At 54.3% G+C, this 15,562-nt stretch carries 10 protein-coding genes and 1 tRNA gene; 5 read left to right on the forward strand and 6 right to left on the reverse strand.

Annotation, left to right across the window (positions count from 1 at the left end; translation table 11 throughout):
• Positions 1–288 precede the first annotated feature (288 nt).
• Positions 289–885, forward strand: coding sequence for a response regulator (locus tag ACYX34_RS17340; protein ID WP_462077840.1), 597 nt, complete (start codon positions 289–291; stop codon positions 883–885).
• 110 nt (positions 886–995) lie between these two features.
• On the opposite strand, the gene ACYX34_RS17345 is transcribed toward ACYX34_RS17340, so the two are convergent.
• Together ACYX34_RS17345 and ACYX34_RS17350 are read right to left on the reverse strand one after the other, a co-directional pair.
• The gene (locus ACYX34_RS17345) at positions 996–3,074 is read right to left on the reverse strand and encodes a TonB-dependent receptor plug domain-containing protein (protein WP_462077841.1); all 2,079 of its coding nucleotides are present in this window, start codon (positions 3,072–3,074) and stop codon (positions 996–998) included.
• The gene (locus ACYX34_RS17350) at positions 3,053–5,122 is read right to left on the reverse strand and encodes a TonB-dependent receptor plug domain-containing protein (protein WP_462077842.1); all 2,070 of its coding nucleotides are present in this window, start codon (positions 5,120–5,122) and stop codon (positions 3,053–3,055) included. The genes ACYX34_RS17345 and ACYX34_RS17350 overlap by 22 nt, the downstream gene beginning before the upstream one ends.
• A gap of 512 nt (positions 5,123–5,634) precedes the next feature.
• Here ACYX34_RS17350 and ACYX34_RS17355 point away from each other — a divergent pair.
• The gene (locus tag ACYX34_RS17355; RefSeq protein ID WP_462077843.1) at positions 5,635–7,026 is read left to right on the forward strand and encodes a sigma-54-dependent transcriptional regulator; all 1,392 of its coding nucleotides are present in this window, start codon (positions 5,635–5,637) and stop codon (positions 7,024–7,026) included.
• A gap of 126 nt (positions 7,027–7,152) precedes the next feature.
• Here ACYX34_RS17355 and ACYX34_RS17360 read toward each other — a convergent pair whose 3' ends face one another.
• From ACYX34_RS17360 to ACYX34_RS17375, 4 genes are all read right to left on the reverse strand, one after another.
• The gene (locus ACYX34_RS17360) at positions 7,153–8,859 is read right to left on the reverse strand and encodes a HAMP domain-containing sensor histidine kinase (RefSeq protein WP_462077844.1); all 1,707 of its coding nucleotides are present in this window, start codon (positions 8,857–8,859) and stop codon (positions 7,153–7,155) included.
• Between the two features lie 153 nt (positions 8,860–9,012).
• Entirely contained in the window at positions 9,013–9,978 is a 966-nt protein-coding gene (locus tag ACYX34_RS17365) for an ABC transporter substrate-binding protein (protein WP_462077845.1), read from the reverse strand.
• Positions 9,979–11,546: 1,568 nt separating this feature from the next.
• On the reverse strand, positions 11,547–12,050 hold the full coding sequence (locus ACYX34_RS17370; protein WP_462077846.1) for a hypothetical protein: 504 nt from the start codon (positions 12,048–12,050) through the stop codon (positions 11,547–11,549).
• A gap of 419 nt (positions 12,051–12,469) precedes the next feature.
• On the reverse strand, positions 12,470–13,612 hold the full coding sequence (locus ACYX34_RS17375; RefSeq protein WP_462077847.1) for an HD-GYP domain-containing protein: 1,143 nt from the start codon (positions 13,610–13,612) through the stop codon (positions 12,470–12,472).
• 438 nt (positions 13,613–14,050) lie between these two features.
• Between ACYX34_RS17375 and rph the strand changes: the two genes are divergently transcribed.
• The 3 genes from rph to ACYX34_RS17390 all read left to right on the forward strand — a co-directional run bounded on the left by rph (position 14,051) and on the right by ACYX34_RS17390 (position 15,559).
• Complete coding sequence (rph, locus tag ACYX34_RS17380; RefSeq protein ID WP_462077848.1) at positions 14,051–14,794, forward strand: ribonuclease PH; 744 nt, start codon at positions 14,051–14,053, stop codon at positions 14,792–14,794.
• Positions 14,781–15,395, forward strand: a complete 615-nt coding sequence (locus ACYX34_RS17385) for an XTP/dITP diphosphatase (protein WP_462077849.1) — start codon at positions 14,781–14,783, stop codon at positions 15,393–15,395. The genes rph and ACYX34_RS17385 overlap by 14 nt, the downstream gene beginning before the upstream one ends.
• Positions 15,396–15,482: 87 nt before the next feature.
• Positions 15,483–15,559: transfer RNA gene (locus tag ACYX34_RS17390), tRNA-Pro, on the forward strand.
• The last annotated feature ends 3 nt before the right edge of the window (positions 15,560–15,562 follow it).

Genomic DNA, 15,562 nt, shown 5'->3' on the forward strand with positions numbered 1-15,562 from the left:
CCTCCCGTCACTGGGGATTCTCCTGGTGGCGGGAGGACTGTTCTTCCTGGGGTGGCCTCCAAACCGCTTCATCGTTCGTTCGTTTGATCCTGAGTTCCAGGTTTGACGGCGCAAGTTTCACGTTTCAACTGTCATGTTATCGGAGAACTTGAAATAGGAAACAGTAACTTGAAACCGTTGGCCGCCATGCCTCACGAGATCATGTTGGTCAGGCGGTGTCGATACGAATCAACACGAGTCATGTGGGCTCGGGCCTGTGTTGGGCAAGGAGCATGGTTGAAACAACGCATGGAAACACCAGGACAGGTTCGTGTGCTGCTCATTGACGATTCGGTGTTTGTGCTCCATAGGTTGAAGACGATTCTTGAGAAAACCAGGAGTATCGCCATTGTCGGGACGGCAAGGACTCATGCTGAGGCGCTCACTGCGTTCAGACAGTGCCAGCCGGATGTGGTACTGCTTGATGTGCACATAGGTGCAGCGAGCGGAATTGGTTTGTGTGAGACCATCAGGAGAACAGTTCCTTCTGTCGGCATTCTTTTCTTAACAGCCTGTCGTGACACGGATCTCTTTCGTTCCGCTATTAATGCAGGCGCACAGGGATACTTGTTGAAGAGTTGTTCGGCTGGTGAGATCGCGAAGACGGTCGAGGTTATTTCTGAGGGAAAGGCAGTTATCGATCCAAGATTGATACCGCAGGTCATGGCATGGATTCGCGATGAAGTGCAACTCTCACGACCGCAGAGAATGCGAGCCTGTTCGAAAGCCGATCATGACGTGCTGTCAGGCATAGCAGCTACAAGAGTAACGAAGAAATCGCCCAAGACCGCCATGCCACGCCCAACACGAGCGCGTCGCTTATTCAAGTCATCTACGCGTGGTTGAAGTTCTCAGGAGAACGGATGCGAGCAGGGACTTTCTCCAGTGGAGAGAAAGATGTCCTTGCCCGATCCCTGCAGAACCGCCAGCGTGTGATTGCACGATAGTGGAGTTGGTTAGAGCCTCACCGTCAGCCATCCCATCACGCGGGTTCCGAGCAGATCACCGAGCGGATGTTCGCGATGGGTGTCGTTCAGAGCATTGAACACCGAAATAGCCAGTTCGGCCTCCCGCGCATAGTCAGCGGTCTGCTGACGCCAGAGCAGGTATCCAACTCTGAGGTTGAGCAGATGATAGGCGGGGACCTGTTCCTGTGGCAGAACGGTTCCAGGTGGAAGGAAGGGGGCCAGATTTGTGAAGGCATCGGCCAATGGATAGGATGCGGCGCCCACGCGGTGATATAGAATCTCACCACTGAACGGACCCCATTTCAGGCGAAGTCCAGCATTGACCTTGTGGTGAGGAAAGCCTCGGCGGCTGAACCCGCTGGAGGTTTGGCCGATCTCTTGATAGGCGTAATTCGCAAATCCTGACAGCCAGGATGTCATCAAGAATTCTGCGCCGACTTCTCCCCCGTAGACGTCAGCGACTCCGCTATTCATTGGACGAACGGGGATCAAGGGGCTGCCTGTCGGGTTTTGAAAGACGATCAGATCGGAAATATGGTTGAAGAACCCCGTGACTCTGGTTCGCAGCCGATGGTCTAACCACCAACCCTGGTACCCGACTTCGTAGGACGTGATGTGCTCAGGTTTTACATCGGTTGATCCCAAAACCCTGGTCGTGATGGGAGGGAGCCCAGGCAACGCCAATTGGTTTAGCACATCGAGGCTCGCCTCACTGGTTGCGGGCGGACGATAGGCAATCGAACCGGAAAACCGAAGGACATGGTTTTCATTCAGATGATAGATCACAGCCCCACGAGGAGATAGAGTGGGGCTAATGAAGCTGTCCAGGTCGTAGCGCAGGCCGGCACTGATCTCAAGGGAGTGCAGCACTTGCCAGTCTCCTTGTGCATAAAGTCCTAAACGATCCTCCGTCGTTCTGCTGGTGAGAATATTTGAGGTATGGAGGATATGGCGAAAGTTGGTGCCGATATTGATATGCAATGACTCATGTGGGCTGAATCGATAGCGTGTTTCGAAGTCGTAGGTATTCTGGTGATGTTCTTGATCTGTTCGTCCAAATCGGTCAGTGAGAGAGGACAGCGGGGCGAGCGCTCGGACCACTCCAAAATTGGCTTCTCCGAAGTGCCCGTTCCACCAGCCGCGGACCAGCAGGCCGCGTTGTTCATAACTGACCAACGCATAGCCCTGGGACAAGTGCCCGTCTGAGACGGACGCCTCCCTGACGAATCCGTTATAGGGGTTTGCTCGTCCGATACCTGCCTCTGCCCGTATGGTTCCATCTCCGGCGAGATGATAGTCGACTCGTCCGCCGATCCGTTGACTATTGAGTGCCGGCGCGTCTCGGTCCGACCATCGTTGAGTTTGTTCGTGGCCGCCTGATAGTCGATACCCCCAATTTCCCACTATGCCTGCTTGGACCGCGTTGGTGAGCAGGGTCCCCACCTCCCCACCCGCTACTTGGATGGTCGTTCCCCGCATCTCTTCCGGAGACTTTGTGATAATGTTCACCACGCCGTCGAAGGCATTGAAACCGTAGACGGCCGATGCCGGCCCTTTCAGGACTTCAATCCGTTTGATTTCGGCCAAAGTGACAGGAAGTAGCTTCCAGATGATATTCCCGGCTTGATCAAGGTAGATGGATCGTCCGTCCACCATGACGAGGAGCTTATTCGACAAGGCCTGATTATTGCCCCGAACGCTGACATTGAAATCCACGGCGTTGGTTTGCATGACTTCCATCCCCGGCACCTGCCGCAACAATGTGGGGACGTCCGTCGCTCCGGAGCTGCGAATATCCTCGTCGGTGATCACGTAGACGTCGGAGGGAGCTCGCGAGATCGGCTGCTCATATCGGCTGGCGATGCTAATGGTTTCTTCCTTCAGATACAGCGCTTCATTCAGATGCTGTCGTTCCGTCGTGGAAGAGGCTCGGGGGATTATGGATGAAGGTTCGGGCCAACTTGAGAGTGAGGAAGTGCACCAACCGGTGACGGCAGTAAAGACAAGGGCCCTGAAACAGATGGGCGCCAGGTGCCGGTCACGTCTCACAGCCGTAGTGTCAACCATCCCATCACTCTTGTGCCGAGCAAGTCACCGAGGGGATGTTCGCGATGGGTGTCGTTCAAGGTGTTGAACACGGAGAGTGCGACTTCGGCTTCACGCAGATAGCCAGCTGCGGAGTGTTGCTGCCAGAACCGATAACCAAGACGAAAATTCAGCAAGTTATAGTTGCTGATGTGAGGATTGACGAACGGGACTCCGAATGGAGCTAACGCAGTGAAGGTCAGTGCAACAGGATACGTGGCTTGTCCGACATAATGATAGGACATGTCAGCCGAGACTCCATTGGCCCAGGTTCCCCGCAGACCAATGTTGGCTTTGTGATGCGGCGAACCTCGGCGAACGGTACCGAGAAACGTCTGATCGAAGAACTCATAGCTATAATTGGCATAACCGGAAAGCCACGTCGTGACAAGCACTTCAATTCCTACTTCCATGCCATAAATATTGGCGTGGCCCTGATCGTTGACGAACGTGGCTTGAACTGAGGAGACGTTGCGATTGCCGATCAAATCGGAGAGGTAGCTGAAAAACAGGTCTCCTCGCGTCCGTAGACGATGCTGAAACCACCAGCCTTGGTACCCAACATCGCTAGAGATAATTTGCTCAGGGGCGAGATCGGCCGAGCCGCGTACGGCAATTACGTTCGTGATAGTCGAGGGGAATGGGGGTGCCAACCCTGTAGGAATGGTCGTTCTCGCGTGTTGGTCCAGTGAGGTTTCGATCAGCGTCGGTGGGCGATATGCAACAGAGGCAGAGGCTCTGAACGAATGGTTTGGTGAGAGCTGGTAAATGACAGCCAGACGAGGACTGAGTGTGGGATTGATAAAGGTATCCATGTCGTAACGTCCGCCGGCCACCAGAGAAATGCGTGGTGTGACTCGCCACTCATCCTGCACGAAGAGACCAAGTCGATCCTCACGCGACACTTCAGAATTAATATTGCTGGTCAAGCTGATGTGCCGATAGTTGAGCCCATAGGTGAACTGATGTGACTCTCCCAATTTGATCATGTGTTGCAGGTCAAGGTTGTAGGTGTCGGCGACGGTCGAGGACAGTGCCTGTCCGTTCCGGTCAGTAATAGTGAGAAGATTCGAGAGGAGGGGGTTGGCCGTTGGCAGTGACGCACTGGAGAGCCTAGACCACCAGGTCCGAATCGACAAGGTACCCCAGTCCAGTCCTGCGCTGACGTAGGCCTGTGTCAACCTGGTGCTGGTTGAAACAGTTTCGCCGACCTGTCCATCAAAACGATTGGTATCGACGACACCGCCCGATATGTGCAACGTACTGTTTCCGGAAAGCGCATATTGAGTGGCCACATTGAGCTTGTGTGAGCGAAAGGCAAGGGCGTCTTCATCCCGCCATTGTTGGTTCTGGTCCCGTCCTGCTGAAATCCGAACCCCTAGATTTCCGATCGTAGCGGCAGTCACTGCGGCGCTGGTCACGGTTCCCAATTCGCCTCCGCCGAATTGGAGAGTCGTGCCTTTCATTTCTTCGGGTGTTTTGGTGATGATGTTCACGATGCCGTCGAAGGCATTGAATCCGTACAGCGCCGATGCCGGACCCTTGAGCACTTCAATTCGTTTGATTTCTGGCAATGTTACGGGCAGCGCTTTCCAGTACACCGTGCCTTGCAAATCCACATAGATCGACCGACCGTCCACGAGGACCAGCAGCTTATTGGCAATCGGTTGATTGTTCCCACGGATGCTGACGTTGAAGTCGGCACCGCTCATTTGCATGACCTCAACTCCGGGGATTCGACGAAGAATTGTAGGCAGGTCTATTGCTCCTGATAGTCGAATATCCTCATCGGGAATCACGTACACGTTGGATGGGGCTTCAGAAATGGGTTGTTCGTGTCGGCTGGCGATGCTGACGGTTTCTTCTTTTAGATAGAGAGCCTCTTGCTGGATCTGTTGTTTTGTCGTCGATGATGTTCGTGGGATTGGGAACGACGGCTCTGCCCAAGTTTCATGTGGAACGATCACCCAACAGGCCATCATCGTAATCAGGCTCCCCCAATGGTTGGTCGTAATGCCCAATCGTTTCACGTTGCGACAGGTCCGTTACTTGTTCATACCGTAGGGTGGACCCGAGGAGAGGAGAGCATGGAAGAGAGGGAGGTTGGCAGCTCATGGGTAGGGGAAATAGATATTGAGTACATCACAGTATGTGACGGCCTGATGCACGCCATCTTCATAAGGGACCATGTCGTAATTGAACTCAACTAAGAAGGCAAGTACTACGGGTAAAAATTCATCTATTTTCTTGCCCAAGGATGAAATTAACCCAGGTGAATCCAATTCGATACAGAATCCTTTTGTAGACAGTTGGTCTCTATCTGGGTCTGGGAGAGTCTAATAAATTGAGGAAGCTGCTGAGCAATCTCCTGGTGGCCCTAGGGGTGCTGATGAGTGTTGGAGAATATGAGACAGTGAGGATTCTTGTGATGGCGCTGAGGTTGCGGCGCCATTCTTGCTATGGAATTGGGAGAGTTGTGGTCGTGACGTGACTGTCTCCTTCCACTACAATGGCGCCGTAGACAGCCGCATCGGGGGTGTTCATGCAGATACGAGTCCTCGTGGTTGATGACGATCACGACATTGTGAGTGCGCTTCAGAAGCGCTTGACTTGGATGGGTCATGAGGTGTTGACCGCAGAGGATGGTGAGCAGGCGTTGAAACTGGCGATTGAGGATCAGCCGGATCTCATGCTCCTTGATATTGAACTGCCAGGCCTGAGTGGATTGGATGTATTGAAGCGGCTGGCCGAGAGGCGCTCAAGCGTTCCACCGCACGTCACACCGGAAGTGGTCGTGATTACCGCCTTCGGGACGATTGATCGCGCCGTCGAGGCCATTCGGCTGGGGGCGTGTGATTTTCTGACGAAGCCGTTTGAGCCGGATCATCTGTCTGCGGTGATTGAGAAGGCTAGGGCACAGATGGCCCTCACCAGGCAGATCGGGCTTCTGCAAACAGAAGTGGAGGGTCGGTACGAACAGGTAATCGGGCAGAGTCCACGCATGGTTGAACTGCGTGACACGGCGCGGCGAGCGGCTGGGGCGTCCGCCACGGTGCTCCTGTTGGGTGAAACGGGGACGGGGAAAGAAGTGATGGCTCGAGCGTTGCACCGGTGGAGCCCGCGTGCCTCGAAGCCGTTTGTCGTCGTGAATTGCGCGGCGCTGCCCGAGAGTCTATTGGAAAACGAATTGTTCGGCCATGAAAAGGGAGCCTACACCGGAGCGGTCAAGCGCGAGCTCGGTAAGATTGAGTCGGCGGAGGACGGCACTGTGTTTCTCGATGAGATCGGTGACATGCCGGCGGGGCTACAGACGCGATTGCTCCGTCTCCTCCAGGATCAGGAGTTCTATCGGGTCGGCGGGGCGCAGGCGATTCGCACGAATGTGAGGTTTATCGCGGCGACGAATAAAGATCTGACGGAGGCTATTCAGGACGGTAGCTTTCGAGAGGACCTCTTCTATCGGCTGAACGTGATCTCGTTCACCTTACCTCCTTTGCGCAAACGACTGGAAGACCTCCCTGCCTTGGTCGAACATTTTATCAAACTTCATGGGGCAAAGATCGCGCAGGGTTTGCTCCGCGTCAGCCAGGATGCGCTCGAGGTGATTCGTGGATATCACTGGCCCGGCAATGTGCGTGAGTTGGAAAATGTCTTAGTCCGGGCCATCACACTCTGTCCCGGTGACTGCATTGAGCCGGAACATCTGGGGATTATGCTGCCTCGGAGGTTGCCGGTGGACGTGAGCTTCTCAGAAGACGAAACTTTCAATTACCATATGGTGATGGAGCAATACAGTCGAAAAGTTCTGGAGGAAGCGTTGCGACGAGCCGGTGGGAACCAGACGAAGGCTGCCGAGTTGCTGGGGCTGCAACGCACCTATCTCACGAGGTTGCTCAGGCAACGCGGGGTTTCGGTCAAGGCTTCTTTCCCCTGACCGGGTGCTGACACAGTCCTCCGCCTTGTTCGCTCTTGGATGACACTCGGGGCTGTGATCCTGCCGAATGGTGAAGTGAGATGCACTTCACAAGATACGTTGCCCACCTGGTTTCCTGACGAGCTGTCATGAACTACGAGGGCTAGATCTCTGACGATCAGGGAGCCGTAGTGTAATGGGCCTTGTGTAAGTGAGGCGGACCGATGTCATCGTGTGTAGGGTAAAGTAAAAACAGCTGCCTCGGCCTGGCTCTGTCTCAACCGCCAGTCGACTCTGATGTAGTTCGACCAACAGCTTGGCAATGGCTAGGCCGAGTCCTGTTCCCTTGGTTTTCTTGTGTGTTGTGGGTGCGCGATAGAATGGCTCAAACACTTTCTCCACATCGTCTGACGCGATGCCGGGCCCGACATCGCGCACGGAGATTTGAATAATGTCACTCGATAGTCTTGTGACGGTGAGATCCACGACGGTCTCTCTCGGTGAGAATTTGATTGCGTTATGCAAAAGGTTCAGGAGAATCTGCCGGAGTTTCTCCGGGTCAGCTGAGACCAGGGGCAAATCAGTTGGGATCGAGATGACGATCTTCACGCAGTGCTCTGACGTGAACGGATGGAGGTCCTCGACTGTTTTGGCGATCACGCTTCCAAGTTCAACGGGTTCCAGGCGTAGAGTCGCTTGCCCCATCTCGATTTGAGAAAGATCCAGGAGGTCCGCGATCAGAGACTGAAGCCGTGAGAGGTTGGCTTCCACCCGCAAAAGCGATCCTTGTTGATCAGGGGTAACTGCTCCATCGATCCCATCTCGTAGGTTCGCCAGGTGGACCTTCATCGAGGTCAGCGGGGTCCGGAGCTCATGCGAGGCCGTCGAGATAAAAATGGATTTGCGGCGGTCCAGTTCTTGTAACTTTTTATTGGCTGCGGCAAGTTCCTCCGTCCTGGTTCTGACACGGTGTTCGAGTGTGCGGGCTAGTTCGCATAACTCGTGTTCACGTGATTGCAATGCTTTCGCCATCGCGTTAAAGACGCTGGTGAGCGTCCCGATTTCATCCTGTGTGTCGATGGCCATGACGGGCACCGTTTTCCCGGCTGCGAGTTGAGTTGAGGCGAGTGTGAGATCGTGCAGTGGAATGGTGATTCGGCGAGCTAACCAGACGACGATGCAGAGCCCGCCGGCCAATGTGCCAAGTGTAATAAGGATAGCTTGCCACAAGAGTCGTCGCAGTCCATGCTGAAGATCCGATGTCGACAACCCGACGAGTACGAGGGTAGGGGGCGCAGTCTTCGACGCATCGCGTATTCCCGGTCTATCCAGGCGTTCTTCAAACATCAGTTGGAGGGTAGGGTCCCAGTGAGTGGCTGGCGAATGGTGTGGGACGTGAACCGTAATATTGTAAAAAAGCGGGAGTTCGGTCCCGCCGAGCAACGTGATTAAGTCTTCCGTCGAAAACTCAATCGTTGGACGGCTCACAGGGCCATGACGGTTGAGGATAATTGCCGTCACGACTGCTTCGCTTGTCGCAGGAGTGGAGTGGTCTGAACGTATCACTTGCGTCAGTGAAAACCGTCGCTGACCGGTCGGATCCGGAATGAACTGCCCATCCCACGGGTTCTTGCCCAACCCGGCTTGAAGCGCCCCGTTCGATGAAATAATCGCCACATACGCGACCGGGTTCACGGCCAGAATTTCCTGAATGAGCTCATCCAGTCGATGGACATCTCCGGCCACGATACTGAAACGCCCCATGTCGGCCAGATGTTGAGCGAGCAGAGTTCCGCTCTGTGTCAGACTCTCTGCCGCCCATCGCGTCTGTTGCTGAATAAACAGACAGGCCATGAAGAGGCAGGCGATAATCAGAATGGCAGCTGTGCTGACGACAAGCTTTGTTCGGAGGGTGAGTGAAACTCGGGAAGCAATCGAACCGCCTAACTCATGCATTGCCGCTCACAGATGGTTCATGCCACAAGTCTAGATCATTTGGCTGGACGCCTACGGAGTTAGATCAGATTGGGTCGATTGTCGAGCAACCGGGCCATGTCCGCTATAGAGATGGCCGGCCAGTCGGACGATCTCAGTATTCAGTGTCATCCCAAGGTACTCAGCGGAGTTCAGATTCAACGCCAATTGCGGGTGGTCTGGTGGTTCTAGGCGACCTCCGCCGGTGCTGTGCTCCTTGAGACGCGCAAGCGAGATCCGTGCGGCTTGTTGTCCCACAGTCCTAGGATCCACAACTAAGGCGCCGAGCGCCCCCTGCTGAACCAAGGTCGATGAAAACGTAAAGAGCGGGATCTTGGCGCCGAGTGTCGAATCTAAAAAGAAAGGGATCGCGGATTCAGAGACGACCATCTGGTCCTGAATCAGCCATAACGCGTCGATCTTGGGGAGCAAGGTTCGGAGCGCATGGGGAATATCTTCTTGTTTATTGATCGGGATAGTGACGAGCTCCATACCGTAGCGTTTCGCCACATGAATGGACTCCCGCACAAAGGTCCCGCTTTGGTCTTCGTCGTAGAGGATGCCGATCCGATTCCGATCAGGCATCACGGAGCGAAGTGCAGAAAGTTGGGTTGCCGCCGAGGGGCGGATCGCAATCCCGGTCATATTGGAAGCAGAAAGCCCATATGCGCCTGGATTGAGGACCATGCAGAACACGACCGGTGTATCGAATATTTCCAGTTTCGTGGCCATGGCAGCTTTAAGTCCGACGGCCAAGACTAAGTCGGGTGGAGAGGCGCGCAACGACCTCACGATGTCCCGCCCTTGTTCCAGTTGGCCATGGAGGTTGTATTCCTTGACAGTTGTGGAGGACGGAAGTCCTGCCTTAAAGCCGACAACGGCTTGTTCATAGTAAGGTAGATCGGCTGATTTGAGGACGGTAATCTCTGCCGCATGGGCGGTGCCCAAGGAGGAAACGAACCAGAATAGTGTCAGGACTGACCTGAGAGGCAGCATCATGAAATGAACTAGACTAAGAGAATAATAACGTCATCATAACCTAAGATTCATGAAGATTTCTAACCATGCCAAGTGAAAGGTTAGAATACAAGTCGTCTGGTGTCTCATGTCGAGATGGTGATGAGTAACATAAAAACAAGGCAAATTCCGGGCCACAAACATTCGCGTAAGACTTGATCAGAGCTTTAGGGGCAACCAGCCGAGGACCCTGGTGCCCAGCAGATCCCCCAAGGAATGTTCGCGGTGGGTGTCATTCAGAGCGTTGAACACCGAAATAGCCAGTTCTGCCTCGCGGTGAGAGCCGTCAGCGGTTTTCTCTTTCCAGAAGCGATAGGCCACACGCAGATTGAGCAAATGGTAACACGAGTATCGGGGAGCATGGCTCCAAAGGGGGCAAGCGTGGAGAAGACAGAGGCAATGGGGTAAGTGGCTACGCCCATATTAGGCAATCTCACCACTCAGCCCGTTTTCCCACTGACCACGTATGCCAGCATTGTGCTTGAATCGTGGCCTGCCTCTCCGAGAGGTGCCTACGAGGGCCGGGCCAATCTCTTGGTAGGAGACGTTTCTGAATCCACTCAGCTATCTGGTCGCAAGGAACTCCCCCAAACTCTCCTCCATTGATGTCGGCTGCTTCATCTATTCCTGCTCATGGGAGATGATCTGCTCAGGTTTGAGGGCACCGGTCCCATTTACCGTGATCGGTGGCGGTGAGGGAATGGGGGAAGGAAGGGCAATGATGGCGAGATTGTCTCCGTACGTTTCAAAAAATGCCGGCGGTGGTACCCCACTGCCACGGTCCTTCGGAAGGTGTGGTTAGGGACCGGTGTAAAGACGAGTGAGCCGCGCGGGCTGATTATTGAATTGATAAATGTGTTCAGCTCATAACGGGCGCCGCCAACTACCGGAATCGATGCAGTCGGCTTCCATTCCCTTGGACGTACGGCCCTAGTCGATCTATCGGTGTGATAGCGGTCCTGGAAGTTATGTGATGCGGTGTTATGCCGGTAGTTAATTCCAACGGCGAAGCGCGTTGTGGTTCCAAGCTCCATCGATCGTTGCGCCTCGTATTGTACGTATGGGTTCACAGCCGTACATCGGAAATGCCATTCCGATTGGTTATGTGAAGGAATGGGGACAGCGGAGCGGTGGCAGTCACAGGCCTGCTGATATCGAGGCTATTCCAAAACGCTCGAAGAAGAAAATTCGGTCGCTCATAGACTACGTGGGCACAGCCAAGAGCCGGTATGGCAGTGTTCACAACGGCATCAGTCACAATACCATCAAACTCCCTTGTCTTAACCGGGGGTCTTTGTGTGGATTGTATGACGAGCTAGTACGCGAAGCCTCTCGCCTTAAGTGATGGGGGAAATGGTCTGGGTGCGCGGTAGACGAACGTACGTCACAACTGAGTGTGTATCAGTACTTCTAAACAGATAGTATTTTTTTATCCTAACATGAGGTCAAGAGAGACGAGCTTGTCTGGCAGCGCATCGGACGATATCGGAGAAGCGCTCGTGACTCATGTGAGCGAGGAAGATTTGGGAGCGGTGTTTTGATCTGAACATTCAGATGGCGGTGAGGAAGTCTTCGTCCATCGTCGGCAAGGTTTTGCGCAGTGCATTGACCAGTAGGCGATAGCGCGCTTCTGCCCAGGTGTTGAAGGAATCCGCATCTGCGAACACGAGATCCCAGGCCTTGGCTGCGTCAAACATGACAAGCTGTTGAGGCTTGTCGTGTCCTGGGAACAGGACGATAAGGACGGCGGAGTTTCCAGTTAAACTGATATCGGTGAAGAAGTGTACTGTCGATGCAGGAGAAAGTGTGACGTCCCGCGTGGCCGCTTCAACGATTGGTTGGTAGAGGCGTTGCAGAAACTGTCTTGTGAGCTCGTGAGGAGTCGTCGGTGTCAAGAGGTGGGGGTTGGGTTTTTCTCCGAAAAGGTTCTCCGTGAGATAGGTGGCCGCTTCCCAGGTCGGCATGGCGCCTGAGGTGACCAACGCTTCGCAGAGGTAGGCGAGCCAGTTTCGACTACGAGGACGCTTACGAACGGCTGTCAACTTCTTTGCCATCACCGGCCATCCTTCGACATATGGAGACAGAACATCCGCACTGGCGCCAGGGGACCTGATCGGTAAAAAGTATATCGGCAGGGCGAGGGGCGGTCAACGAATTCTGGCGAATCACACAGCGGTGCCGTTTTTGGGAAATGCCTAACCGGCATGACTCATGAGCGGTTCTCTTTCAACCACTGATACGCGCTGGAATAATATTCGGCGCTCGTTTCTTTGCTCCTGAGTTCCAGGTTTCACGGGCGAGTTTCACGCTTCAATGTTCCTGTTGTTTGAACGCTTGGAATATGAAATGTCAAACGTGATTTCGTTGATTTCAGCGCATTACCGTTCGACATGCTCACGACCCTGAGTGCAGTCGAAGGGGAGACACAGTTCACGCGTTTGAGAGGGAGGTTGGCGGATTATTCCGCGTGCTGTTAGGTATCTGAGCGAGACGTAGGGTCCGCACGATCGGCGTACTGATCATGGATGCGTGTGAGTTCGTCTGTGGACGCGATAAAGGTGTCGAGGAGGTCCGGGTCGAAGTGTGCACTCCGGTGTTTTCGCATCAGATCGATCGCATGACTGAGCTCAAACGCCGGCTTGTAGACGCGCTGGGTTGTGAGGGCGTCAAAGGCATCGGCAATAGCTGCAATACGACCCTCGATAGGAATCGTCTCGCCCTTCAAACCACGAGGATACCCGGTTCCGTCGAAACGCTCATGGTGGGTGTAGGCAATGACGGCCGCGACTTTGAGCAGCTCCGCATCCGACCCGCTCAGGATTCGATACCCGATCTCTGCATGTTGGGCGATGACCCCGAATTCTTCCTCGGTGAACTTACCGGGTTTTAACAGTACATGATCCGGCGTGCCGATTTTGCCGATGTCATGCATTGGGCTGGCTGTCCGGATCAAATCACAACGTTCCGGCGATAACCCGGCTTTGCGGGCGAGCAGTTCGCAATAGTGGCTCATGCGTTGCACATGTTGGGCTGTTGCATTGTCACGGAACTCGGCGGCAATGGCCAGCCGCTGTATCGTTTCCTCACGCGACAAGCGCAGCTCTTTTTCTGTTCGCTCGAGCCACTCCAAGGCCTGCTGGAGTGCGAGTGTTCTGGTTCTGACGATGTCTTCGAGGTTTTCCCGATGATGGTGGTTTTCCAACTCAAGCCGTCGTCGTCGCAGCGCGTTGGCCACGTCGATCAAGACTTCGTTGGACTCAAACGGCTTGATGATATAACCAAAGGCGCCCACGTCGAGAGCCGCGTTGGCCAGAACGGAGCTATCGAGGCCTGTCACCATGATGGCTGCGGTATGTGGATGTGTCGTGAGCGTATGTCGCACGAGGTCCATGCCGGATTCACCAGGCATGTTGACATCGCACAACATCAAGGCATAGGGCTGGGCGGCAAGCTTCTGTCGAGCTTCTCGCGCATCAGCCGCACCTTCCACTGTATAGCCATGGGATTGCAGCAGATACGCCAAGAGGCGACGGATCGGTTCCTCGTCGTCGACCACGAGAATGAGACGATTGTCGAGGAGTGCGTGGTGTGTTGTCTGGTCCAAGAGGACAGTCATGGATCGAGTCTTATCGGGTTCATGTGGGTTGAGGAGCGCTGTGTTAATTCCCTATCGGTGTATTTGCTGCCAACTTGAATCATTAGCGAGGGTTCAGGAAGATTGTGCATGTTTTATGCCGCAAGGTTGAGACTTCCTGCGACGCACATTATTCCATTGATTCTGTTTTCTGATGATCGTGCAATAGAAGAACCCACGCATCCGGATTGAAGTTTGGATCGATATGTGCTCCAGCATTGTCTCTGTCTCTAAAGTGCTTCTGCTTCTACGTCAAGAGATTGTACAGAATTCGCCAATTTTATCGGATAGTTTTGTACACGGGAATGAAATGTGACAGTCGGATAACCGTCGATGCGTCGATAGACGCCTCAAGATGGTTTGCGCTTTCGCAGGGGCTTCACTATAATCCGGTCCTTATTCTTGAAGAAGGGACAGGGCATGAGTGGAATTTCAGGGGTGGGGCGTTTTGATGGGCGTCGGCGAGACCAGATCCGACCCGTCAAAGTGACGCGGAACTTTACGAAGCATGCGGAAGGATCGGTTTTGATCGAAATGGGGGATACGAAGGTCATCTGTACTGCCTCAGTGGAAGAGAAAGTTCCACCGTTTCTCAAAGGAAAAGGCACTGGCTGGGTGACCGCAGAATATGCGATGCTGCCACGAGCGACGCATGAGCGCTCTCCTCGAGAAGCGGTGAAGGGGAAACAAGGCGGCAGAACGCTTGAAATTCAGCGTTTAGTTGGACGCGCCCTGCGGTCCGTTACCGATATGTCACAACTGGGTGAACGGTCCATCTGGATCGATTGTGATGTGATTCAAGCCGATGGGGGTACGAGGACCGCATCGATTACTGGAGCGTTTCTTGCGCTGGCCGATGCCTGCGCGGTATTGAAGAAGAGAGAACTCATCAAGAAGTTGCCGTTGACGGATTACTTGGCCGCTATTAGTGTTGGGAAGGTCGGTGGAGAAGTGATGGTAGATCTTGCCTACACCGAGGATTCCATGGCGGAAGTGGACATGAACGTGGTCATGACGGGCCGTGGGCGGTATGTCGAAGTGCAGGGCACGGCCGAGCGGACACCGTTTGCGAAACAGGATATGGATGAATTCTTGACGCTGAGCTGGCAAGCCATTCAGCGGCTCACGACCATTCAGCAAGAGTTGATTGGTGCCCTTGACTAAGGAATCGATCAAAGAGCTTGTTCTCGCAACCAGGAACCCTGACAAAGGACGAGAGCTTGGGGCGTTGCTTGGCGGACTGGGAATCCACATCCGTACGCTAGCAGAGTTTCCTACTGTACCGGAAGTGGAAGAAGATGGTACGACCTGCGAAGCCAACGCCATCAAGAAAGCCAGGGAGGTGGCCAAGTCAACCGGTCTTCCATCCGTGGCCGATGACACAGGGCTAGAGGTTGATGCACTCGGAGGTCGACCCGGAGTGTTTGCCGCTCGATATGCGGGAGAACATGCTACTTACGAGGACAACTGTCGTAAACTGTTGTCCGAGCTTGAGGGCGTGCCGAAGGGGGCACGGCATGCACGATTTCTGACGGTTGCCGCGATTGCCTTTCCGAGCGGCGCTATCCATGTCACTCAGGGGAATCTGGAAGGTGCTATCACAGATCACCCCATAGGAGATCGAGGGTTTGGATATGACCCAGTGTTTCTGGTCCCGGAATTTGGGAAAACGCTTGCCCAGTTGACGATTGACGAGAAGAATTGTATTAGTCATCGAGCGAAAGCATTTGCCCGGGTACGGGCCTGGTTGGAGCAGCAGCCATGAAGCGCCGATTGCACCGAGGAAGGGTGACGGTGCTGATGCAGCTAAGGTAAGTGGGAGTGAATTGGGTTCTAGGCAAAACCAATCCGTCGGGGCGTAGCGCAGCCCGGTAGCGCGCCTGCTTTGGGAGCAGGATGTCGGAGGTTCAAATCCTCTCGCCCCGACCAACC

The organism is Nitrospira sp. CMX1, from assembly GCF_054902215.1.